Source organism: Neobacillus drentensis (genome assembly GCF_036965245.1).
Lineage (GTDB): Bacteria > Bacillota > Bacilli > Bacillales > Cytobacillaceae > Neobacillus > Neobacillus drentensis_G.
In genome coordinates this window covers 1-22,928 of sequence record NZ_JBALPG010000016.1, presented here as the reverse complement: position 1 = coordinate 22,928, position 22,928 = coordinate 1, and the positions used below count along the sequence as shown (strand labels likewise).

The 22,928-nt window shown below is 38.9% G+C and carries 22 protein-coding genes; all 22 read left to right on the top strand.

Going from position 1 to position 22,928, the window contains the following annotated elements; all coding sequences use genetic code 11:
• Positions 1-139 precede the first annotated feature (139 nt).
• The 22 genes from V7150_RS03995 (at position 140) to V7150_RS03890 (ending at position 22,395) form a co-directional block, all read left to right on the top strand.
• Entirely contained in the window at positions 140-1,822 is a 1,683-nt protein-coding gene (locus tag V7150_RS03995) for a formate--tetrahydrofolate ligase (RefSeq protein ID WP_420490250.1), read from the top strand.
• 14 nt (positions 1,823-1,836) lie between these two features.
• Positions 1,837-2,352, top strand: coding sequence for a hypothetical protein (locus V7150_RS03990; protein WP_335513821.1), 516 nt, complete (start codon positions 1,837-1,839; stop codon positions 2,350-2,352).
• Positions 2,353-2,488: 136 nt separating this feature from the next.
• Positions 2,489-3,337 carry a DegV family protein gene (locus tag V7150_RS03985; protein ID WP_335513819.1) on the top strand — a complete coding sequence of 283 codons (849 nt, stop codon included), beginning with the start codon at positions 2,489-2,491 and terminating at the stop codon, positions 3,335-3,337.
• A gap of 244 nt (positions 3,338-3,581) precedes the next feature.
• On the top strand, positions 3,582-4,232 hold the full coding sequence (locus tag V7150_RS03980; protein ID WP_420490249.1) for an HD domain-containing protein: 651 nt from the start codon (positions 3,582-3,584) through the stop codon (positions 4,230-4,232).
• Complete coding sequence (locus V7150_RS03975; RefSeq protein ID WP_335513817.1) at positions 4,229-6,118, top strand: ABC-F family ATP-binding cassette domain-containing protein; 1,890 nt, start codon at positions 4,229-4,231, stop codon at positions 6,116-6,118. The genes V7150_RS03980 and V7150_RS03975 overlap by 4 nt, the downstream gene beginning before the upstream one ends.
• A gap of 95 nt (positions 6,119-6,213) precedes the next feature.
• Complete coding sequence (locus V7150_RS03970; RefSeq protein ID WP_335513882.1) at positions 6,214-7,347, top strand: conserved virulence factor C family protein; 1,134 nt, start codon at positions 6,214-6,216, stop codon at positions 7,345-7,347.
• 56 nt (positions 7,348-7,403) lie between these two features.
• On the top strand, positions 7,404-7,838 hold the full coding sequence (locus V7150_RS03965) for a BrxA/BrxB family bacilliredoxin (RefSeq protein WP_335513815.1): 435 nt from the start codon (positions 7,404-7,406) through the stop codon (positions 7,836-7,838).
• A gap of 54 nt (positions 7,839-7,892) precedes the next feature.
• A complete protein-coding gene (locus V7150_RS03960; RefSeq protein WP_335513813.1) occupies positions 7,893-8,669 on the top strand; it encodes a class I SAM-dependent methyltransferase in 777 nt (258 codons plus the stop codon).
• A gap of 153 nt (positions 8,670-8,822) precedes the next feature.
• A complete protein-coding gene (locus tag V7150_RS03955; RefSeq protein ID WP_335513811.1) occupies positions 8,823-9,416 on the top strand; it encodes a YpjP family protein in 594 nt (197 codons plus the stop codon).
• Positions 9,417-9,522: 106 nt separating this feature from the next.
• Positions 9,523-10,104 carry a TerD family protein gene (locus V7150_RS03950; protein ID WP_335513809.1) on the top strand — a complete coding sequence of 194 codons (582 nt, stop codon included), beginning with the start codon at positions 9,523-9,525 and terminating at the stop codon, positions 10,102-10,104.
• Between the two features lie 220 nt (positions 10,105-10,324).
• Positions 10,325-11,107 (top strand): TerC family protein, encoded by a 783-nt coding sequence (locus V7150_RS03945; protein WP_335513807.1) that lies wholly within the window; start codon positions 10,325-10,327, stop codon positions 11,105-11,107.
• A gap of 99 nt (positions 11,108-11,206) precedes the next feature.
• On the top strand, positions 11,207-12,394 hold the full coding sequence (locus V7150_RS03940; protein WP_335513805.1) for an HpcH/HpaI aldolase/citrate lyase family protein: 1,188 nt from the start codon (positions 11,207-11,209) through the stop codon (positions 12,392-12,394).
• A complete protein-coding gene (locus V7150_RS03935; RefSeq protein ID WP_335513803.1) occupies positions 12,345-13,700 on the top strand; it encodes a phosphoribosyltransferase family protein in 1,356 nt (451 codons plus the stop codon). Before V7150_RS03940 ends, V7150_RS03935 begins: the two co-directional genes overlap by 50 nt.
• Before the next feature lies 1 nt (position 13,701).
• Complete coding sequence (locus V7150_RS03930) at positions 13,702-14,823, top strand: cysteine protease StiP family protein (RefSeq protein ID WP_335513801.1); 1,122 nt, start codon at positions 13,702-13,704, stop codon at positions 14,821-14,823.
• Positions 14,820-15,632 carry a hypothetical protein gene (locus V7150_RS03925; RefSeq protein WP_335513799.1) on the top strand — a complete coding sequence of 271 codons (813 nt, stop codon included), beginning with the start codon at positions 14,820-14,822 and terminating at the stop codon, positions 15,630-15,632. The genes V7150_RS03930 and V7150_RS03925 overlap by 4 nt, the downstream gene beginning before the upstream one ends.
• 457 nt (positions 15,633-16,089) lie before the next feature.
• Positions 16,090-17,730, top strand: a complete 1,641-nt coding sequence (locus tag V7150_RS03920; protein WP_335513797.1) for a YceG family protein — start codon at positions 16,090-16,092, stop codon at positions 17,728-17,730.
• 3 nt (positions 17,731-17,733) lie between these two features.
• Entirely contained in the window at positions 17,734-18,837 is a 1,104-nt protein-coding gene (locus V7150_RS03915; protein WP_335513796.1) for a toxic anion resistance protein, read from the top strand.
• A gap of 50 nt (positions 18,838-18,887) precedes the next feature.
• Positions 18,888-19,499, top strand: a complete 612-nt coding sequence (locus V7150_RS03910; protein WP_335513794.1) for a TerD family protein — start codon at positions 18,888-18,890, stop codon at positions 19,497-19,499.
• A gap of 159 nt (positions 19,500-19,658) precedes the next feature.
• On the top strand, positions 19,659-20,237 hold the full coding sequence (locus V7150_RS03905; RefSeq protein ID WP_283919131.1) for a TerD family protein: 579 nt from the start codon (positions 19,659-19,661) through the stop codon (positions 20,235-20,237).
• Positions 20,238-20,375: 138 nt separating this feature from the next.
• A complete protein-coding gene (locus tag V7150_RS03900) occupies positions 20,376-21,077 on the top strand; it encodes an anthrax toxin lethal factor-related metalloendopeptidase (protein ID WP_335513791.1) in 702 nt (233 codons plus the stop codon).
• A gap of 38 nt (positions 21,078-21,115) precedes the next feature.
• Positions 21,116-21,910 carry a thymidylate synthase gene (locus tag V7150_RS03895; protein WP_335513789.1) on the top strand — a complete coding sequence of 265 codons (795 nt, stop codon included), beginning with the start codon at positions 21,116-21,118 and terminating at the stop codon, positions 21,908-21,910.
• Complete coding sequence (locus V7150_RS03890; RefSeq protein ID WP_335513787.1) at positions 21,907-22,395, top strand: dihydrofolate reductase; 489 nt, start codon at positions 21,907-21,909, stop codon at positions 22,393-22,395. The genes V7150_RS03895 and V7150_RS03890 overlap by 4 nt, the downstream gene beginning before the upstream one ends.
• Positions 22,396-22,928 lie beyond the last annotated feature (533 nt).

The following is a 22,928-nucleotide window of genomic DNA, read 5'->3' as shown; positions in this document are numbered from 1 at the left end:
TTTACATTATAAACATTATTATAAATTCAGAAAAGATAATAATTTGTTCAAAATTAATAGTCGGAATGAAAACGCTTATTTGATACAATAATGTGGTAGTATAAATTTTACATGCGGAATGCGGGGGATTTATGTGGCTATGAAAACATCAATAAAGTCAGACATTGAAATTGCACAAGGATCAACAATGAAACCCATTGTGGAAATTGCTAAAAAAATTGGTTTAAAAGAGGACGATCTTGAACTTTTTGGGAAATACAAAGCGAAAATCTCCAATGATGCGCTAATCAAATTAAAGACACAAGAAAGTGGAAAAATTATTCTCGTTACCTCGATTAATCCTACACCTGCGGGTGAAGGAAAATCAACAGTTACCGTTGGCCTTGGGGATGCCTTTAATCGCATTGGTAAAAAAGTAATGATTGCGATGCGTGAGCCTTCACTAGGCCCGACTATGGGAATAAAAGGTGGGGCGACTGGCGGCGGCTATTCGCAAGTGCTGCCTATGGAAGACATTAACTTGCATTTCACTGGAGACCTTCATGCGATTACTACTGCAAACAATGCCCTCGCAGCATTAATCGATAACCATCTTCAGCAAGGAAATGAACTGAATATTGACCAGCGCCGCATCGTATGGAAACGGGCTGTTGATTTAAATGATCGTGCATTAAGAAAGGTGATTATTGGTCTTGGCGGCCCGCTTCAAGGTGTACCAAGGGAAGATGGCTTCGATATTACGGTAGCATCGGAAATAATGGCAGTCTTATGTTTGGCAACCGATTTAAAGGATTTAAAATTACGACTATCGCGAATGGTCATTGCCTATAATGTAAATAAGGAACCTGTAACAGTAGGGGATTTAGGGGTTGAAGGCGCATTAACACTATTGTTAAAAGAGGCTGTAAAACCAAACCTTGTCCAAACGATTGAACATACCCCGGCTCTTATTCACGGTGGGCCGTTTGCTAATATTGCACATGGATGCAACAGTGTCATTGCCACGACGGCAGCAGCTAAATTAGCAGACTATGTCATCACCGAAGGCGGCTTTGGAGCTGACCTAGGGGCAGAGAAGTTTTTACATATTAAATCAAGAAGTGCGGGTATTAAACCGGAAGCGGTTGTTGTAGTTGCCACTATTCGTGCTTTGAAAATGCATGGCGGGGTAGCAAAAACAGAATTAGCCAAAGAGAATATACCATCACTTACACTTGGATTTGCTAATCTCCAAAAGCATATTGAAACAATCAAAAGCTTTGGTTTACCAGTTGTTGTTGCTATTAATAAATTTATCACCGACACGGATCTTGAGGTTCAAACATTATTAGAGTGGTGTGATAGAGAGAATGTTCCTGTTGCCTTAACGGAAGTTTGGGAAAAGGGCGGCCTTGGCGGCATTGAGCTTGCTGAAAAGCTATTAACAGTCATCGAAAAAGAAGAAAATAATTTCCATCCGTTATACGACCTATCCGATTCGATTGAGCAGAAGATTCAAACCATTGTCCAAAAAGTTTATGGTGGGAAGGATGTTGAGTTTTCATCAAAAGCAAAAAAACAATTAATTGATTTTGAAAAGTTCGGCTGGTCTAATTTAGCTGTCTGTATGGCGAAATCACAATATTCCTTGTCCGATGACCCGACCAAGCTAGGTAGACCAACGGATTTCACCGTTACCATTAGAGAATTTAAACCATCCATCGGTGCCGGATTTATTGTAGCGTTAACAGGCGAAGTAATGACCATGCCTGGCCTGCCTAAAAAACCTGCCGCTTTAAATATGGATGTGGATGAAAATGGAAAGGCGCTTGGACTTTTCTAGAGGAGTAGTGATGTATGTTTGATCCAACAGCCTTCGATAATATGAAAGTGGTTATTGAAGGTGCCCTATATGATAAGGACATTAGTGGCGAAATTGTCATCACAGATCGAAATGATTTTCTAAACATGGCTAAAATGTCCCGTCTGTTTGAGGTGATTTTTCGATTACCCAATAGTTCCGTAGAAGCACAAATAAAAATGGAATCAAGGCTTGATAATTTAGCAGCAGAGCTATTACCAAGTTTTCAGGCAGAACATTTAGCAGGATGCTATGTAAAACTTTCCTTTTTCCTTCAACATGAGAGGAAAATAGATTATCAAATGGCAAAAAATATCCTTTTGGATATTTGGGGACCAACTAGAGTCATTACGGTTTCTGTTGTCAATCATCCTTTAGATTTGCAAAATAAAATTTCCACAGTCCTAAAGGTAAAATTTGATCGCTTGATAACAGAAGATCAACTGGAAGATTTGGTAGAAATGACGGAGTTTATGATGACAACCCTCAAGCAGTTGAGTGAAAAAATATAGGCATTTAATATGAAACCAGCTATAAAATTTAGCTGGTTTTATTTATGGGTAAAAATATTTACAATATTCAAATTTAAAGGTACGATTATACTAACTAGATATTATGACCTCGTACTAAAAATAAGGGGAGATGACAGTGGTAAAAACGGCATGGGTTACCGATAGTACAGCCTATCTAGATATTGAACTGCAAAATCATCCAGATTTATATACGATTCCATTAACAGTTTTACTAGATGGTATGGAATATTCCGATGGGATTGACTTAACCCCTCAACAATTGTTTGAGAGATTAAAACAGTTAAAGAATCCTCCAATGACTTCACAGCCATCTGTTGGTGCATTTCAATCTTTATATGAGCAACTTGCGAAAGATTACGACCAAATTGTAACTGTTCTCATTTCAGGAAAACTAAGTGGTACGGTATCCTCAAGTGAACAGGCGGCAAAGCTAGTCGATATTCCAGTAACAACCTTTGATTCACAAATCCTTACCTATCCAATGTCTGCATTACTAAAAAAGGGTATGGAATTATTAGCAGCAGAATACAGCCTTGAATCGGTAATAAAAGAGCTGGAACAAATAAGGGATACGAATGAGACATACGTTCTGGTTGGAAGCCTAGAGCAGCTTCATCGAGGTGGCAGAATGTCCGGCTTGCAATTTTTTCTCGGCAGTATGTTAAATGTGAAACCGATTATTTCTATTGTAAAGGGAGCTCTAGAAGTGAAGGAGAAGGTAAGAGGAGAGAAAAAGGCTAAAGAAAAAATTCTTGATTACTTTCGATTAGCCTATGAAAAATACCAATTTAAAGAAGTATATATTCTCTATGGTTTACATGAAGAACAAGCTGATAATTGGCGAATTCAGCTGAATGAACTATTCCCGCAAGTGAAGATTGTAAGCTGTCCACTAGGAGCTGTAATCGGTGTTCATGCAGGAGAAAAGACACTAGGAGTTAGCTGGTTTAATGGACTGAAATAATACACGAATAAAAATTCCGTGGATTTTGATAATAATTCCGCGGATTTTTTATTTTACCTCGCATAAACGGGCAGTTAGAGCCTCATTCAATAAGATTTTGATTGGACTAAAAAGGGTAGGTATGGGATCAACTGTACTTAAAAGCCTGTTTGGTTATTTTACATATAGAGGGGATGAAAAAATCCCCACTGAATGAAGTTTCACTTTATGATAAAATAGCTAGGATGAAAGTAGGTGTGTAATATTGAAAAATCAATTCATAGAATACACAGAAAAGTTTGTCCGTAACGAATTAGGTGACGATGCAACAGGACATGATTGGTTCCATGTCGACCGTGTCCGGAGTAATGCCTTACATATCTGCAAAGAAGAAATGTCAGGCGACCCGTTTGTCATTGAAATGGCGGCGCTCCTCCATGACATACCAGATGAAAAATTAAATGAAAGTGCCGAAAAGGGCAAGGAAAAATTAGATTCCTTTTTCAAAACAATCGTTCTTCCTGATGATACGAGAAACCATATAACTCAAATCATTGAAACAATTTCATATAAAGGCGGAAAATATACGGAGCTCGCAACGATTGAGGCAAAAATTGTCCAAGATGCAGACCGTTTAGATGCTATTGGCGCGATTGGAATAGCTAGAGCGTTTGCATATGGCTGCAAAAAAGGGCAGCCTATCTACGACCCATCAATCAAAGTCAGGGATGAAATGAGCGTAGAAGAATATCGTAAAGGGAAATCAACAAGTATCCATCATTTCTATGAAAAGCTGTTGAAATTAAGAGATTTATTAAATACAAGTGCAGCGATAAAAATGGCGGAGAGCCGCCAGCAGATGATGGTCGTATTTTTAGAACAATTTTATAAAGAATGGGATGGACAAGACTCATGAAAATGCTCACAGTGGAAAGTGTTTCGAAAACATATGGTGAGAAACAGCTTTTTAACGAAATTTCTTTTACCATTAGTGAAAAAGAGCGTGTTGGCTTAATTGGGATAAATGGAACTGGCAAATCGTCTTTATTGAAAATTATCGCTGGGATGGATGCACCTGACGAAGGAAAAATCATCACAGGTAAAGACTATTCAATCGCTTTTTTGGATCAGCAGCCTGAGCTGGATTCTCTGAAAACGGTTCTGGAACAAGTTTTTCATGGCGAAGCGCCAATTTTGAAGCTGATGCGCGAATACGAAAAAACTCTATTGCAGCTTAATGCTAATCCTAATGCGGCGAAAGTCCAGGAGGAGCTTTTTCAATTACAGAAACAAATGGATGCTTTGAATGCATGGGATGCGAGCACAAATGCCAAGTCGATTTTGATGAAATTAGGCATAGAGGATTTTACCAAAAAAATTGGTGAATTATCAGGGGGACAAAAAAAGCGGGTAGCATTAGCACAGGTACTAATTGCTGAGCCTGATTTACTGATCTTAGATGAGCCAACCAACCATCTTGATTTTGATTCAGTAAAGTGGCTGGAAGATTACTTAAGCAGATACAGTGGCTCTATCTTGCTTGTCACACATGACCGTTATTTTTTAGATCGTGTAGCAAACCGCATGTTTGAATTAGACGGCGGCAATCTTTACAGCTACAAAGGAAATTATGCAGCCTTTTTAGAGGCAAAAGCGATTCGAGAGGAAAATGAGGCGGCTACATTTGAAAAAAGAAAAAATCTTTTCCGAAGAGAGCTGGAATGGATGCGGCGCGGCGCCAAGGCAAGAACTACCAAGCAAAAGGCTAGGATTCAACGCTTTGAAGAGCTTGATGATAAGCTTTCTGGCGGGAAGCCATCCAACGAAAAATTGGATATTTCATTAAACGGCAGCAGGCTTGGGAAACAGGTTTTTGAACTAAAGAATGCTTCTAAGCGATATGTTGAAAAAGTGATTCTAAACCGCTTTGATTTACTCGTCAAACCTGGGGATCGAATTGGAATCATCGGGAGGAATGGTGCGGGCAAATCGACATTATTAAATATTTTAGCAAAGATAATTCCGCTTGATGAAGGTGAGTTCATCTTAGGCCAAACAGTAAAGATTGCTTATTACACCCAAGAAAGCGAAGACATGGATGAAAACAAGAGGATGATTGAATACATTAAGGAGACTGCTGAGATAGTAGAAACATCGGATGGGAAAACAATTTCTGCGGCGCAAATGCTAGAACGTTTTCTATTTTCGAGCTTTACGCACGGGACACCCATTCGTAAGCTATCTGGGGGAGAAAAGCGCCGTCTCTACCTTTTAAAGCTTTTGATGACCGGGCCCAATGTCCTCTTACTTGATGAGCCGACAAATGATCTTGACACTCAAACATTAACGGTATTAGAGGATTATCTTGAAGAATTCCCTGGTGTTGTTATTACGGTTTCCCATGACCGATATTTTCTCGATAAAGTAACTGAGCAGCTATTAGTTTTACGAGGGGAAGGGGTAATTGACTCTTTCTATGGGAATTACAGCGAGTATCTTGAAAAAGAAATGGTCCTTGAAGCTCAAAAGACAGCCGCAAATTCGTCCCAGCCATTTAAGGCTCTAGAAAAAGAAAAGAAGAAAAAGATGACCTATATGGAGAAAAAAGAGTGGAGCGAAATTGACGAAGTCATTGCCAAGACTGAGGCTGGTCTTGAAGAGGTTGCTGCTGAAATGGCGAAAGTGGGCAGTGATTTTACAAAGGCACAGGATTTAATGAAACAGGAAGCAGCATTAAATGAAAAGCTTGAGCAATTAATCGAGCGTTGGTCATATCTGGCAGAGCTAGCTGAAAACGAATAATCAACTTGCTCCTTTTTCTTAAAGCATATCCAATGAATAAACCATTACCTATATGATAAACTTGTAAAAGAAAACATAAGAATAAGGTGATTGTGTTGAAAATTAAGGATATAGAACCAACGCCAAGTCCGAATACTATGAAAATCAATTTAGATCAAGAGCTTCCAATGGGGAAAAGCCATAATTATAAAAAAGAAACAGCCATTGATGCACCTCCGATTATTCAGTCAATTTTACAAATTGAAGGGATTAAAGGCGTGTACCACGTAGCGGATTTTCTCGCAGTGGAACGGAACGCGAAATATGATTGGAAGGAATTATTACCTCAAGTCCGCCAGGCTTTTGGAGAAAAAGCTGACAGTGCCACCCAATCTGATAAGGCGGATGAACATTTTGGTGAAATAAAGGTTGAAATCCAAATGTTTAGGGAGATTCCACTCCAAGTGAAGCTGACAGACAGTTCGACTGAAAGCAGGTTTGGCATGCCGGATTACTTTTTAAAGGCAAGAGAGCGGGCGCAGCTTCCTGAGGACAATTATATTCTTTTGCGAAAATGGCAGAATAAAGGTGTCCGTTATGGTGATTTTGATCAAATTGGCCAGGAAGTTGTCGAGGAATTAATCGCCGCTTATCCAAAAGATCGCCTTGAAGAACTAGTCACAAAAGCACAAACCAGTGAGTCTACTTTCGCTCAAAAACCGATACGCACACGTAAGAAAGTTACAATTGATGACCTGCATAATTCAGATTGGCAGGTACGCTACCAGCTTCTCGAGCAAATGGATGATCCGGAACTAGAGGATTTACCTGTCCTTGAAAAAGCTTTATCAGATGAAAAGCCTTCCATTCGCAGATTGGCGACTGTCTATCTCGGAATGATAACAGAGATGGAAGTACTGCCGTTTTTATATCGGGCACTAAAGGATAAAACTGTGACTGTCAGGAGAACCGCAGGCGATTGCTTATCCGATTTAGGCTTTCCGGAAGCAGCTGATGAAATGGCAAAAGCATTACAGGATTCAAGTAAATTAGTGCGCTGGCGGGCTGCGATGTTTTTATACGAAGTGGGAGATGAAAAGGCACTTCCTGCTTTAAAAGCAGCTGAAAACGATCCTGAATTTGAAGTGTCCATGCAAATCAAAATGGCGATTGAAAGAATTGAAGGTGGCGAGGAAGCCAAGGGTTCTGTTTGGAAGCAAATGACCGAAGCTAGGAAGTCAGACCAGTAATTTTGTAAAATTAAAAACGTATAGTATTCTAAAGTTGTGAAATGGAGTGATTAAAGATGTCAAATGCTTATGAAGAATATATGAAACAAATGGTGTTACCGATGCGCGAGGAGCTAACAAGATCAGGCTTCGTAGAGCTGACAACTGCAGAAGACGTTGAGAATTTTATGGAGCAGACAAACGGGACTGCACTTGTCGTTGTGAATTCCGTATGCGGCTGTGCCGCCGGGCTTGCACGTCCTGCTGCCACACAAGCCGTATTAAATAGTGAGAAAAAGCCGAACCAGCTAGTAACAGTTTTTGCCGGTCAGGATAAAGATGCGACCGCCAAAATGCGCGAGTATTTCGAAGGTATTGAACCATCGTCACCATCGATGGCACTGTTAAAGGATAAAAAAGTCGTCCACTTCATTCCCCGCCACGATATTGAAGGAATGTCAATGGAAACGGTTATGCAAAATTTAATGGGAGCAATTGCAGCTCATTGCTAATAGGATGTCATCAGACGTCCTTTTCTATTTTAAAAAAGATAATGGGATGATAGCATGTTTGTTACAACTGCCGGCCGAACAAATCAACAAATGATCAATAAGGCCGTTGAAATAGCAGCAAATTTAGAGGTACCATATCTGCCCCGGAAAAAGAAATCAATTAATCAGCTGCAAGAAAAAACAAACAGTGACTGTCTTGTGGTAGGAAAAGAACGATTGGAGCTCTTTGAAAAAGGCAGTCCACTGCCATTCTTTTTTCACCCCAACTCAGCGATGTTTCGTATTAAAAGACTATTAAACAGGGAACACGACCCTTTTGTAGATGCAGCCCAGCTGTCCAGCGGAATGACTTTCCTTGATTGCACCCTAGGCCTCGCTTCTGATGCGATTGTCGCAACCTACCTTGTTGGTAAGGAAGGCCAAGTAACCGGAATCGAGGGACAAAAATACCTCGCATATGTCGTACAGGAAGGTCTTAAAGCATGGGATTCAGGACTTCCTAGTATGAATGAGGCAATGAAAAGAATTACAGTTATTCATACCACGGCCCTTGATTTCTTGAAAAGTCAACCGGATGAAACTGTAGACTGCATTTATTTTGATCCGATGTTTGAAGAAACTGTCCTTGAATCAAACGGAATAAAGGGGTTAGGCCAATTTGCCATTCATGACGATTTAACAGAGGAAACAATAAAAGAAGCGATGAGGGTGGCGAAATTTCGGGTAATCATGAAAGATCATTATAAAAGCCAGCGATTCGAAAAATTTTGTTTTCAAGTCAATCGCCGAAAAACAGCTAAATTTCATTTTGGTTTTATAGAAAAAAACTGATAGCTATGCTTTCAGTTTTTTTATTTTCTATTATTTAGTGAAAGAAAATTTTGAAAATAATTCAAACTGATTTTTCCATTTTTTCTAAAAAAGAAGTATAATATTTTGTAAGAAACTTAAATTATATCGATAGAATAAAGGTGTGATTTTGATATGAACAAGTGGCTTCGAAAATCGTTGTTTATTATGGTTTCAATATTAACATTCGGCCTTGTGACACCTACACAATTAATGAACTCGGTAAATGCTGAGAATCTTCAAGATCGAGATGCCTTTGAAGCTACTGCAGCAGAAAATAGTTTCACCCAAAAGAATAGATTTATAGAAGAATCAGAGTTTAACAGAGATCAGTTTATGGAAGAGCTAATGAATCAGGCAGAAATTCAGTCCTATCAAAAATTTGGCACAAGAATTAAGCCTGTGATTGAAAATGAATTTCGTGAAATTATTCTGCCGAATATTGAAAAAGCACTAGATGAAACAGCTTCCCAGGTTCCAGAGGAAGATGTTAAAAATCTAACGATCACCGAACAGCCTAGCGCTGGGCATTCCGAGAAAATATTTAATATAAAAAATCGTGAAACAGGAAAAGATATCTTACGTTTCCATGTCAGAAGGGATAATCCACCAAAAGAAGGATACTGGTTTAATTTTCATTACCATACCTGCTATGATAATTTCCAAAGCCATCATGATCTTGGATCGATTTATTGGGATAAAAATACACCGCCAAAATGGATGAGTTAGTGTTATGATTTGTGAATTGGCAACGAAAAAATTTATTATAATAAAATGAAACCTTTTTACGAGAAGCTCGTAAATAGACTATTAACAAAATTGGAGGAATGAAAAAATGGCAGTTAGTTTATCAAAAGGTCAAAAAGTTGATTTAACAAAAACAAATCCAGGGCTGACAAATGTTGTTGTTGGACTTGGCTGGGACACAAATAAATATGATGGCGGACATGATTTTGACTTAGATTCATCCGTATTTCTATTAGGGGAGAATGGAAAAGTATCGAATGAAACGGACTTTGTTTTTTACAATAATCCCCAAGGAGCGAATGGTGCTATCGTACATACCGGAGACAATCGCACAGGTGATGGTGATGGTGATGATGAACAAGTAAAAATTAACCTAACATCAGTTCCAGCAAACGTTCAGCGGATTGCTTTTACCATTACCATCCATGAGGCTGATAGTAGAAATCAAAACTTTGGCCAAGTTTCAAATGCATACGCAAGGATCTTTAATGAAGCTACAGGTGAAGAACTTATTCGTTACGACCTAGGTGAAGACTTCTCAATTGAAACAGCGATTGTGGTCGGCGAATTGTATCGTCATAATGGGGAATGGAAATTCAGTGCGATTGGCAGTGGTTATCAAGGCGGGTTAGCTGCATTAGCAACGGACTTTGGTTTATCAATTGCTTAATAAATAGAAAATATTAAGACCCACTCGAATGGGTCTTTTTATAAGAATACACGCCGATTGGCAAGCCCCAAATGGCGAAGATAGTGGCAGGGTTAGTCGAAAAGACAGCTTTTCGACTGTGGTGCTAATGCTTCGTAGCTTTTCTTAGCGCACTTATGCCTGAAGGAAAGTTATACTTTCCTATTGAAAAAATGGAGACAATCTAGGAGGAATACTATTAATGTCGGTTTTACAACATATTTTGGATACTTATGCCCAGTTTTTCAATTGGGAAATGTGGGTTGAAGTATTAACAGACCCGGTAAGCTGGGGGCTGATTGGTTCCCTGGTTATTCTAGAAGGCTTGCTTTCTGCTGATAATGCACTTGTATTGGCGGTTATGGTTAAACACTTACCGACTGAAAAGCGGAAAAAAGCTCTATTCTATGGATTATTAGGTGCATATGTATTCCGTTTCATTGCAATCGGAATTGGTGTTTTATTAATTAAACTTTGGTGGGTAAAAATCCTAGGTGCAGCATACCTAGCTTGGTTGTCTATCAAGTACTTTATTGATAAACGTAAAGCAGCTGGAAAAGAGGAAGATGAAGAAGAAGCTAAAGGAATGAACCAAAGTGGATTGCTGATTCGGTTATTTGGAACCTTCTGGGGTACAGTTGTAGCCGTCGAATTGATGGATGTTGCGTTCTCTGTTGACAGCGTTCTTGCAGCCTTTGGTGTTAGTGAAGAGATTTGGGTTTTATTAATCGGCGGTATGCTGGGCGTGTTAATGATGCGTGGTGTCGCAGGTGTATTCCTGACCTTAATCGATCGTGTGCCTGAGCTGGAAACAACTGCCTATATATTAATCCTAATCATTGCCGCAAAAATGCTTCTTGCTGTAGGTGGAATTGAAATGGGACATGTGACATTCTTTATCATTCTATTAGTGACATTTGCAGCTACCTTTATTGTTCACTATATGAATAAGAAGAAGGAAGGCAGCAAAGAAACCAATTTATAAGAGTTTACAAAAAATGGGGAGCTGACGAGAGTCCGTCTCCTCTATTTTTTAGTCGATAGGTAGTCATTTCCTACCACTTTAAAAGAGGAGAAACTGTTTATGGAGTTTTTTACATATTTTTATAAAGATGAAATTGAGCGGTATTTCTTTCAAAAACCGCAAACATTTACGAAGTATTCAAACCGTGAGCTTTTGTCATATGGTTTAGGTGCTACACTCTATATGCCTGCTACCCGGCCAAATATCCATCAGGATATTCTTTCTAAGAAACACGAAGGTTTAACCTCCCTTGTCATTGATTTGGAAGATGCTGTTGGCGATAATGAAGTTTATAAAGCCGAAGCACTTCTTATCTCGGAATTGTTAAAATTATATGAAGAAGTAAACAAAGGATTTTTAAGTTATGGCGATTTACCGCTCATGTTTATCCGGATTCGCAGCCTCGAGCAATTGAAACGGGTGACTGAACAATTAGAGGACGCCACTAAACTCCTGACAGGGGTAGTTCTGCCAAAGTTTAGTGCCGAAAATGGCGAAGAATTATTAGAAGTGATTCGCAAGATTCACTCAGAAGAGCATCCATTTTATGCGATGCCAATCTTAGAATCAGCAAGTGTGATCCAGAAAGAAACCAGAATGGAAGAGTTGATGAAAATTAAGCAGCTTCTCGATCTGTATAAGGATCATATTCTGAATGTTCGAATAGGTGCGACGGACTTTTGCGGCTTATATGGGATCCGTAGGAGTGCGGACACAACGGTATATGAGATTGCTGTTTTAAGAGATTGTATCTCAGACATTATCAATGTCTTTCAACGGTTTGATAGTCCATATGTAGTATCTGGCCCTGTTTGGGAATATTTTTCTACAAAAAAAAGGATGTTAAAGCCGCAGCTTCGGCAAACTCCATTTCGCGAACGGTATGGGGATGAAGGGTTGAAATGGAGAGCAAAATTAATTGACGAAAATATGGATGGATTGTTCCGTGAGATCCTGATGGATATTGCCAATGGTTTAACAGGAAAGACAATTATCCATCCTTCACATATTAAAATTGTTCAAGCCCTTAATGTAGTTTCCTATGAGGAATACATTGATGCCATCAATATCGTAAAAGCGGCTACTGGGGAAATAGGGGTAATGAAGAGTAAGTTTGCGAATAAAATGAATGAAATTAAGCCCCATTATTTTTGGGCGAAGAAAATTCTTTTAAAATCACAGCTTTACGGGGTGTTACATGAACAATTCACAAACATTGACCTTATTAAAAAAGAAGTATACGTTTAATATCCTTGATTCCATTGAAACGGAGATAGAGGTAGCAGCAAATCCTTTTGATATACCAATCGAAGAGCTTTTTACAATGGCAGCACGTATTAATAAAAAGCGCTCGTTTTTGTTTGTCAGTAAAGTGTTAGGCAAGCATTTGCCAATTTTTCCAAATAAAGGGCTGTTAACAGCAGCCCTTTTAGCTGCTAGATATGTAGAAACTATTAAGGGCTTGGACTGTATAGAAAAGGAAAGTCTGTTGTCCACATTTCATGGAAGTGGTTCCTTTACCGCCCATGCCTTTATTCCTACTAACATTAATCCGGTAATAATTGGTTTTGCTGAAACGGCTACTGCTCTCGGACATGCCTTCTTTGATTGTTTTCAAGCTGCTGAGTACTTCCACACAACGAGGGAGGAACTCATGAATGAAAATCCGGAAATAACCTTCGAAGAAGAGCATTCCCATGCGACATCGCACCGATGTTATATTCCAGTAAACATGATTCAAAATGAACGTGAAATCATTCTGGTAGACGATGAAATGACAACAGGAAAAACGGCCTTAAACATCATCCAATCTATTCATGCTAAATTTCCAAGGAGGGAATATACAGTAGTCAGTATTTTGGATTGGCGGTCACACGAACATAAACAAAAATTTTCACAGCTGGAGCAATTGCTCGGGATAAAAATACATGTAGTCAGCCTGTTATCTGGTACTGTACAGGTGCGGCAAATAAAAGAAATTGAGAAACAATCTGAAAAAAATGAATCGCACGATCTTTGGGAGCCGGAAGTAGAAATAGTTCAGCTATCATCCTTTTTTACCGCCACCGGTTTTTTTTCTGCTAACCTTGAAAACAAGGCAGGATTTATTGGAGGAACTGGTCGTTTCGGCTTGCAGAGCATTGAAAATTTTTCTCTACATAAAAGAGTTTCTGCCTCTGGTGCGTTCTTAAAGGAAAAAAGAAGCGGGGAAAAAACACTCTGTCTTGGTACCGGTGAGTTTATGTACCTGCCAATGAAAATCGCTTCAGAAATGGGTAGTGGTGTTTTTTATCAATCAACCACCAGAAGCCCAATCTATATCGAAAACAAACAGGGATATGGGGCAAGATTTGGGATGAACTTTCCAAATCCCGAGGATTATGTGGTTTCTCACTTTGTTTATAATATTCCACCAGGTCATTACGATGAATTATTTATCTTTTTCGAAAGAGAAGTAGAACTTGAGAAGCTGGAGCCAATGCTAAAAGAACTAGGGAAAGCAGCAATAAAATCAATAAAGATTGTCTTTTTTTCAAAGGTCAGAGGTGAATAACATGCAAAAAGCAGCCAACAAACCGGCAATAATCGGAAGCTATCATGATGACGATGTGCTTTTTTTATTAAAGGATTTAAGTGAGGTAACGCTGGAAGATTCAGCTATTAATCGGGAATCGAAGATCCAATCGGGTGGACATTATAGTGAATCCTTGCCGATTGAGTACCAGCCGCCAAAAGAGTATGTGGATTTATTCTGGAAAACACTGCACGAATACAAACAAAAAGTGGCTTTGTGTGTAGGGGTTGTCGCAGAACAAATCTACCAATTAAAAGGGAATAACGCCATCCTTGTTTCACTAGCACGAGCAGGTACACCGGTAGGGATTTTAATCAAAAGATATATTAAAATGCGTTACAACGTTTCTTTACCGCATTATAGTATTTCTATCATCCGTGATCGTGGGATTGACGAGAATGCGATTCAATATATTTGTAGTGAGCATCCTGATGGTAACCTTCAATTTGTTGATGGCTGGACAGGCAAAGGGGCTATCTCAATTGAATTAACAAAGGCCTGTAAGGACTTTGAACAAAAATTCGGGATTCCGCTCGATGACACACTTGCTGTCCTTGCAGACCCCGGTTACTGTACTACCTTATTCGGTACAAGAGAGGACTTTTTAATTCCTAGTGCTTGTTTAAACTCTACTGTTTCTGGGCTCGTGAGCCGGACGGTTTTAAATGATACATATATTGGCAAACATGATTTTCATGGTGCTAAATATTACCGAAATTTGCTTGCTGAGGATGTTTCGAATGAATTTATTGATGTAATTACTAGTGAGTTTGCTAATATATGGGATGAAGCAGCGGCAACTGCGTCACAAAAAAAACTTGAGAAAATTGAAACAGGTTTTCTAGGGATGGCGGATGTAAAGAAAATTCAAGGAATATATGAGATAGAAAGTACAAATTATATAAAGCCTGGAGTGGGTGAGACTACGAGGGTTCTTCTTCGCAGGGTTCCTTGGAAGATTTTAATGCGTGACCCTTCAAGTCCCTTTGTTAAACATATCCTCATGCTTGCAGAAGAAAAAGGTGTTGAAGTAGTGAATTATCCTGATTTGAAGTATTTATGCTGCGGCTTGATTAAATCGGTGAAGGAGATGCAAAAATGATTTTTGCCTCAGACCTTGACCGTACATTGATGTATTCCAGCAGAGCAATCGAAGAGCTCGGGGAACCAAAGGAATCCACACTTAAACCCGTTGAACAAAAGGATGGCCGCTGGGTAGGTTATATGACAGAAGCTGCCTATCTTACGTTAAAAGAGCTTTCTCTTCAAAGCTTATTCGTACCGGTAACAACGAGGACAACTGAACAATTTAATCGATTCGTTATTTTTGAGCAGGAGATTCCGATTAAATATGCGATTACATCAAATGGTGCTACTATTCTCTATCGAGGAGTACCTCTGGAGGAATGGTCGAGTCATATTCATAATTGTTTGCACACAGAGTCGGTTACCCAAGCTGAATTGTTAGCTAGTTTGCATCGGGAAGGTTTCCGTCTTGATGGAGTAAAGAAACAGGCAGAGAATCTGTTTTTCTATTACATATTAAATTGCCTGCCAGCAGCTTCCGAAAAAGACTCTATTAATGATTTTGCTGCAAAATATGGCTGGAGGATTTCCTTACAAGGAAGAAAGCTTTACTTTATACCGCAGGCGATTAGTAAAGGAAGTGCACTTGAATATATTTGTAACCATGAAGGGGTAAAAGCGATTGCAGGTGCAGGAGACTCCGTTCTCGATTGGGACTTCCTGAAGAACTGCCAACATCGTTTCGTTCCAAACCACGGTGAACTTGCAAAAGAGCTTGCAAGGGTGTCAGGTACCGAAAACCATATTCTTACAAAAAACAATAGTGTTACCGCAGGAGAAGAGATTCTCAATCAGTTTCTGAAACTAATACCACTCAAAATCTAACTTTTTTCCTTGATTCGACTAAATAGAAAATAGTAAAGGCATGAAAATAAACTATAGCTAGCAAGAAAGAATAGTATGGACAAGACTAATGAGTTTATTGCAGGGGAAAGCAGCATCGTAAAGATGAGGCTGAACAAAAATAAATCCAAATAGACAAAAAGATCTGACACCATCACTTCTATAAGAGTATTTAATTCCTCACGAACGTGTTCGAATTTTGGACGCTTATATAAAAATCTCATTCGAGTCACCTACTTTAATGTCGTATTCAATAGTATGTAAGGACAAGGGTAAAGGTGAAAAATGAGGAAACGGCCAAATATGTTGAAACATTTTTTCATGACTTTCGTATAAACAAATGAACCTATTAATTAACTGTGTTATGATGATAAGGAAACCTTACATAATTTTCTAAACGTAAAAGAAAGCTTTCGCTTTTAGAGGGAAGGGATTATGAATGTATCCACCATTTAATCAGTTGAACGTCCGTCCTATAGGCTCGCTCTCATATGAAAATTGGCACGGCTTGCTAAAAAAAATGCTGCCGGAACGGCCGAATTATTCTGTAGAAAATGGAGCTATTCAAATTGGGCAAATCCTAGGGAAGTTTCTCGGAATACCAATTGACACGGATGAATATTATAACCAGTTATTTGACTACGTCAATAATAAGGAATGGAATCTACAGCTTCTTAGTGAGGAGTCACTTGATAAGACCATCAATAACGCTCACTTCCAATCTATTCAAAGAGTGATCAATATAAATAATGAACAGAAGTTGTCCATCAACCGGTTCACAGCATTTCTCGATGGAGAGCAGCTTTTGTTGAAGTCAAGCATGCCTGTAATCCATCGAAAGCTAAGAGAGGCGATGATTGCCACACTTGAGTTGTTTTCAAAGCTTGAGCCTGCAGGGCTAAAAAATCCTGAACTAAGGCGGATTCTTGTGGATCTTGTTAAGTGGTCTATCAACCATTTACAGCCACAATTGGAGTATGCCGACCCGCAAAAAACGATGCCGAAATTTTTGTGGTACGGAGACTTTAAGAAAAGTCACCAATATTTTTTATATTATTTAATAAAGCTTGGGTGTGACATTGTCACTTTCCATCCAGAGGGCAACGATCTGTTAGCGGGACTGATGGATGAACCAATATTCACTCATCAATTCCAAAATAAACAGCCAGCTGAGCCGTTTCCTACAGAAAAGCGCAGCAGGAAAACAACAGTTGCTTATCGGGCATCTAAAGAGATTGAGACTATTTTAAACCAGGAAGGTTCCGGACTCTATAAACCATGGCAATTAAGGGATTATACGCCTTCCTCGATTACATTGAAAACGACCTATGATGAGCTATATATTCTAAGTAAAGAAATTGCGATGATTCGTCCGGATTTTGAGGTCGGGGCCGGACAAGTTAAAATCCCTACGATTTTCGCCAAAGTACAGGGCGTAAGTAAAAATCGTAAAGAATACTGGGATCGACTGCAATATCTTAGTCAATTGGAACATAGTTTATTGATACGAAAGCTTCCATATACAATTCCAATCAACAGTGATTTTCGCTTTCATTACCGAAACGCAATTGGTAAGGATGGCTTAATTGTTCCTGATAAAATTATGCAATCACACTACTGGCCATATTCTTTTTTAGCAACAGGCCTGCAAAAAGGCATCGCCAATGCTGTTAGGAGAATCTGTGAAAAACCGGGTTTAAAGCCTTTGCCGATGGAAGGTCCTGAAGATGTAAAAATATTTCTGTTTACACAGGCAATGTTTATGCCCAAAAATATCATTCAATTAATGGAGAGGTTTGATTATTCCCAGGATGTTCCGAAATTAATCATATACAATAACGAAGCAACTGGACCTCTTTCAAGGTCTGATGCGGCATTGCTGCTGCTTCTTAATCAATTTGGAATTGATATCATCCTTTATAATCCTCCCGGACATAATGATATCGAAAATTATCTTGAAGAAAGATTATTTGATAAACATTGGCTTGATGACGTTGTATTTGATCTAGAATTTAAAGAGCCATCACTTTTCAAAAAAGGGCTTTTTCAAGGAATCTTAAAAAATTTAAGGGGAGATTAACCAGTGAATCTAACACCAAATCCATCCAGCGATTTAACTCCTGCAAATGCTGAGGATGTCCTTACGGAAACAAAAGTATCAGATATAAAACTTGCACTGCGCAAAGAACCGGAAATTCAAAATTTAGCCCGCACGATTGATGAACGAGACCAAATTCAAATATTGGAGTTTGGGAAAGAGCCAGCCGTACAAATTTCACGTTTTTCCGATCAAATATTAAGCAATATGCGGACGACGAAAGTGGAAGATTCGGGAGAGCTGCTTAAACATCTTGGCCGTATCATGGATAAATTTGATGCGAAGGACTTTCAAAAGACTTCAGGGGGCCTTTTCGGAAAGCTCTTTAAAAAAGGCGAGAAAATGGTAGAAAAGCTATTCGGAAAGTACCAGACGATGGGGTCCGAAATTGATAAAGTTTATGTAGAAATTTCAAAATATCAGCATGAAATGGTAGACTCGACCAATATGCTTGAGCAAATGTATGAACAAAACTATCAATACTATTTGACACTTGAAAAATATATTGTTGCTGGTGAATTAAAGGTGGAGGACCTGAAGAATAATCAGCTGCCACAGCTGGATAAACGTGTGGCTTCAGGTGATCAGCTTGCATCTATGCAGTTGGACTCGTTAAAGAATGCGATTGAACTGCTGGAGCAGAGAGTTTATGATTTAGAAATGGCTAAAATGGTTTCCTTGCAGACAGCGCCGCAAATTCGTTTATTGCAAAGAGGGAATACAAAGCTTATTGGAAAAATCAATTCTGCTTTTGTTACCACGATCCCAATTTTTAAAAATGGCTTAATTCAAGCAGTTGCAGCAAAAAGACAAAAGCTTGTTGCTGATTCCATGAGCGAGCTTGACCGAAGAACAAATGAAATGCTGTTAAAAAATGCGCAGAACATCTCGCAGCAAAGCACTGATATCGCTAGGCTTGCCGGAGGTCCAAGCATTAAAATCGAGACGATTGAAGAATCATGGAATATTATCATCAAAGGAATGCAGGAAACGAGAGCGATTGAAGAAGAAAATAAACGGATGCGCATTGAGGGCACAAAACGTTTAGAACAGCTGCAAGATAATTTTAAAAAATTGAAACAATCATAGTTACAATAAAGTTGAAATACTAATAAAATTACTTAATTGGAGTGATTAGAATGGCGATTAATTTGCAAAAAGGACAAAGAGTTGATTTAACGAAGAGTAACCCTGGACTATCCAAAATCATGGTAGGTTTGGGCTGGGATCCAATGAAAAGCGGAGGGGGCGGCGGTTTATTCGGCGGCATGTTCGGCGGCGGCGGTGCAGCTAACATTGATTGTGATGCTTCCGTGATTATGTTAGGTGCTAATGACAAACTGCAAAACAATAAAGATGTGATTTATTTTGGAAACTTAAGAAGTAATGACGGCAGTGTCCAGCACTCAGGAGATAACCTAACTGGTGATGGAGATGGCGATGACGAGCAAATTATGGTTGATTTAAATAGAGTACCGTCCAATATCCAAAAGCTTGTTTTCGTTGTTAATATCTACGATTGTATAAAAAGAAAACAGCACTTTGGTATGATTCAAAATGCATTTATCAGAATTGTGAATCCAAGTAACAATCAAGAGTTAATCCATTACAACTTATCCGATAATTATAGCGGGTTAACATGCCTTGTGACAGGTGAAATTTATCGCCATGGTAATGATTGGAAGTTTGCGGCGATCGGCAGCGGTACCAATTCAGCAAGCTTAAGTGAAGTGGTTCGTTCGTTTAGTTAAAAAAGAAACACGAAGTACACCAGCCCACCTCGAAAAAGCTAACACTTTTCCTTTGTGCGAGGTAACGTTTCCGAAGCTTATTCTTATGGAGCTGGACATTTGTAAAAGTCGAAATCAATTTCTTATTACATAAAAAAATCTCGTAATGAGGTGATCTATTTGGGAATTAACTTAGCAAAAGGACAAAGAATTGATTTAACCAAAACGAATCCCGGATTAACAAAAGTCATTGCAGGCCTCGGCTGGGATACGAACCGTTACCACGGCGGTCATGACTTTGACTTGGATGCTTCCGCTTTTTTAACAGATGCAAACAGCAGAGTGATCCAGGATTCCGATTTTATCTTTTATAACAATTTAGTTCACTCCTCAGGAGCGGTCGAACATACTGGGGATAATCGGACGGGTGAAGGGGACGGCGATGACGAACAAATCAAAATTGACTTTAGCAAAGTTCCATCCCATGTACATCGGATCGCAATTACGGTAACGATACATGATGCAGAAGCTAGAAATCAAAATTTTGGTCAAGTCTCCAACGCATTTGTTCGTCTTGTTGATGAAGAAACGAATCGTGAAGTCTTAAGGTTTGACCTTGGCGAGGATTTTTCAGTTGAGACGGCTGTCGTCATTTGCGAGCTTTATCGCCATAATGGTGATTGGAAATTCAACGCTGTCGGAAGCGGTTTCGCAGGAGGCTTAGCTGCACTTTGCCGGAACTTTGGATTAGAAGTATAATTTTTTTCAGAAGCTGCCGTATCGGCGGCTTCTGTTTTTTTATGTATTATTTTCCATTATTACCGTAAATGCTCTAATCTTTCTGGATATCTTCCATGTTATTATACTATTAAATATATAAATAAATGGGGAATTTCTATGAGGAAATGGGTCGTTGCGTTTTTAATGGCTAGTTTGTTTGTATCATCCATTACAACATCACAGGCTTCCTTTGGTGGCATCATGTTGGGAAATTACCCTTTAAATTCAGTTCTCTACCAATCTATTAAAAATGACAAGTCGATACAGCAGTTAAATAATATTATTGTCCTGCCAAAGCAATCTTTTGATCAAAAAGAAGCTGCCGCCATGATCACACGAATAGCTTCCTTACCAAGCTCTCTTTTGGAAAAAATAAACCAAAATGGTATAAGCGTAAAACTTTTTACTGGTAAACTTACAGATAATCCTACAGCTAAACAATTAGCAGGACAAGTTCCAAGAGGGTATCAAGCAAATATAACGTGGGATAATGTTCCGGGCATCGGCGGTTCCAGAGTAGTGCTCGCCAAAATTGGCTCAAGTGAAAAAGGAAAAGGACATGGCTCCGTTAATTTAGAACTACATGAGTTGGCACATTCGATTGACCGCTATGTGTTTGGGGAAATCAGCGCTAAGAAGAAATTCCAGCTTGTTTGGGAAAAAGAGCATGAGCAATTGTTTCCCGGAAACAGTTACTTCCTATATCCTGAAGAATATTTTGCTGAGACATTTGCGATGTACTTTTTAAATAATGATACAAAAGAACTATTACACAGAAAAGCACCGAAAACATTTGAATTTATTAAACAGCTTCACTAAAATTAAAAGATATGAATGGTAATAAAGGAGTGTAAGAAGTGAAGCAATATTTAGAATTATGTGAGCATGTGCTTAAAAATGGAAATGTAAAGGGAGATCGGACGGGCACAGGTACCTTCAGTACCTTCGGTTATCAAATGAGATTTAACTTAGAAGAAGGCTTTCCGCTCTTAACAACGAAAAAGTTGCATCTAAAATCGATTATTTATGAGTTGCTTTGGTTTTTAAAAGGGGATACAAATGTCCGTTACTTACAAGAGAATGGGGTGCGGATATGGAATGAATGGGCCGATGAGAAGGGGGAATTAGGGCCTGTCTATGGACATCAATGGCGTTCTTGGACTGGTGTCGATGGGAATACAGTTGATCAAATCAGCGAATTAGTAAAACAAATTAAATCAAATCCAAATTCACGAAGATTGCTTGTTAATGCCTGGAATGTAGCCGAGATTGACAAAATGGCGCTGCCTCCATGCCATTGTATGTTCCAATTTTATGTGGCAAACGGAAAGCTGTCCTGCCAGCTCTACCAGCGATCGGCTGATGTGTTTTTAGGTGTTCCTTTTAATATTGCTTCCTATGCACTGTTAACCTTGATGATTGCTCAGGTTTGTGATTTGAAGCCTGGAGAATTTATTCATACATTTGGAGATGTTCATATATATCAAAACCATCTTGAACAAGTAACGCTGCAAATGGAAAGAGAGCTAAAGGTCTTGCCAATCTTGAAAATTAATCCAAATGTTAAGGATATTTACTCCTTTGAATATGAAGATTTTACATTAGAAGGATATGATCCACATCCACACATCAAAGGAGTTGTCAGTGTATGATTTCATTTATCGTTGCAATGGATGAAAATCGTGCCATCGGCAAGGATAATCAATTGCCATGGCATTTGCCAGAGGATTTGAAGTTTTTTAAAAGAGTGACAATGGGACACCCAATAGCTATGGGAAGAAAAACTCATGAATCGATTGGCCGCGTCCTACCGGGAAGGGAAAATATCGTCATTACCCGTCAGCCTGGCTACAAATGTGAAGAATGTACGGTTTTTTACTCAGTGGAGCAGTTTGTAAAGTACTGCCGTGAGCGGGACGACGAGGTGTTTGTCATCGGCGGTGCAGAAATTTTTAAAGAAACATTTCCTTATGTAGATCGTCTATACATTACCTACATACATGAAACATTTGCTGGGGATACCTTCTTTCCAGAATTCGACCAAATTCAATGGGTGCTTACATCTACAGAAAAAGGGATTAAGAATGAGAAAAATCCTTACGATTATGAATTTAAGATTTATAATCGAAAAGCCTAACACATGAAAGAAGCACTTGCAATTTTGCTAAAGGCTTCCGTTTTCGGGTGCATAAGTATAAAAAGATACATAAAATAGCGTGTGAATTGACTCACGCTATTTTTTTTATAACAAAGGAATAATTCCTCTTGTCTTGTCCGAATAAGCCATGCAATCGGACTATTAAAAGCAATATCCTGCTAGTCCTGTCCGAATAAGCCTCGCATTCGGACAACCAAAGACAATTTCTTACTTGTCCTGTCCGAATAAGGCTCACATTCGGACAACCAAAGGCAAAATCGTGCTAGTCTTGTCCGAATAAGCCTCACATTCGGACAGCCTATGGCAATATCCTGCTAGTCTTGTCCGAATAAGCCCAACATTCGGACTATCAAAAGGCAAATCCATATAATGATTTGCTACCATTATCAGCGGTTTTTTCTTATTGTAAGATCGGGGGCTTTAGTTGAACTAAGGAGAAACCTTAATTTGATTGTCATTTAATCCATATAAATATTTAAAATGGCGTGCTAAAACTGAAAGCAGTTTTACAC

Coding starts and splice junctions, on each gene's coding strand:
- V7150_RS03995 (WP_420490250.1), top strand. CDS start 140: ATGAAAACATCAATAAAGTCAGACATTGAAATTGCACAAGGATCAACA.
- V7150_RS03990 (WP_335513821.1), top strand. CDS start 1,837: ATGTTTGATCCAACAGCCTTCGATAATATGAAAGTGGTTATTGAAGGT.
- V7150_RS03975 (WP_335513817.1), top strand. CDS start 4,229: ATGAAAATGCTCACAGTGGAAAGTGTTTCGAAAACATATGGTGAGAAA.
- V7150_RS03965 (WP_335513815.1), top strand. CDS start 7,404: ATGTCAAATGCTTATGAAGAATATATGAAACAAATGGTGTTACCGATG.
- V7150_RS03960 (WP_335513813.1), top strand. CDS start 7,893: ATGTTTGTTACAACTGCCGGCCGAACAAATCAACAAATGATCAATAAG.
- V7150_RS03955 (WP_335513811.1), top strand. CDS start 8,823: ATGAACAAGTGGCTTCGAAAATCGTTGTTTATTATGGTTTCAATATTA.
- V7150_RS03950 (WP_335513809.1), top strand. CDS start 9,523: ATGGCAGTTAGTTTATCAAAAGGTCAAAAAGTTGATTTAACAAAAACA.
- V7150_RS03945 (WP_335513807.1), top strand. CDS start 10,325: ATGTCGGTTTTACAACATATTTTGGATACTTATGCCCAGTTTTTCAAT.
- V7150_RS03940 (WP_335513805.1), top strand. CDS start 11,207: ATGGAGTTTTTTACATATTTTTATAAAGATGAAATTGAGCGGTATTTC.
- V7150_RS03935 (WP_335513803.1), top strand. CDS start 12,345: ATGAACAATTCACAAACATTGACCTTATTAAAAAAGAAGTATACGTTT.
- V7150_RS03930 (WP_335513801.1), top strand. CDS start 13,702: ATGCAAAAAGCAGCCAACAAACCGGCAATAATCGGAAGCTATCATGAT.
- V7150_RS03925 (WP_335513799.1), top strand. CDS start 14,820: ATGATTTTTGCCTCAGACCTTGACCGTACATTGATGTATTCCAGCAGA.
- V7150_RS03920 (WP_335513797.1), top strand. CDS start 16,090: ATGTATCCACCATTTAATCAGTTGAACGTCCGTCCTATAGGCTCGCTC.
- V7150_RS03910 (WP_335513794.1), top strand. CDS start 18,888: ATGGCGATTAATTTGCAAAAAGGACAAAGAGTTGATTTAACGAAGAGT.
- V7150_RS03900 (WP_335513791.1), top strand. CDS start 20,376: ATGAGGAAATGGGTCGTTGCGTTTTTAATGGCTAGTTTGTTTGTATCA.
- V7150_RS03890 (WP_335513787.1), top strand. CDS start 21,907: ATGATTTCATTTATCGTTGCAATGGATGAAAATCGTGCCATCGGCAAG.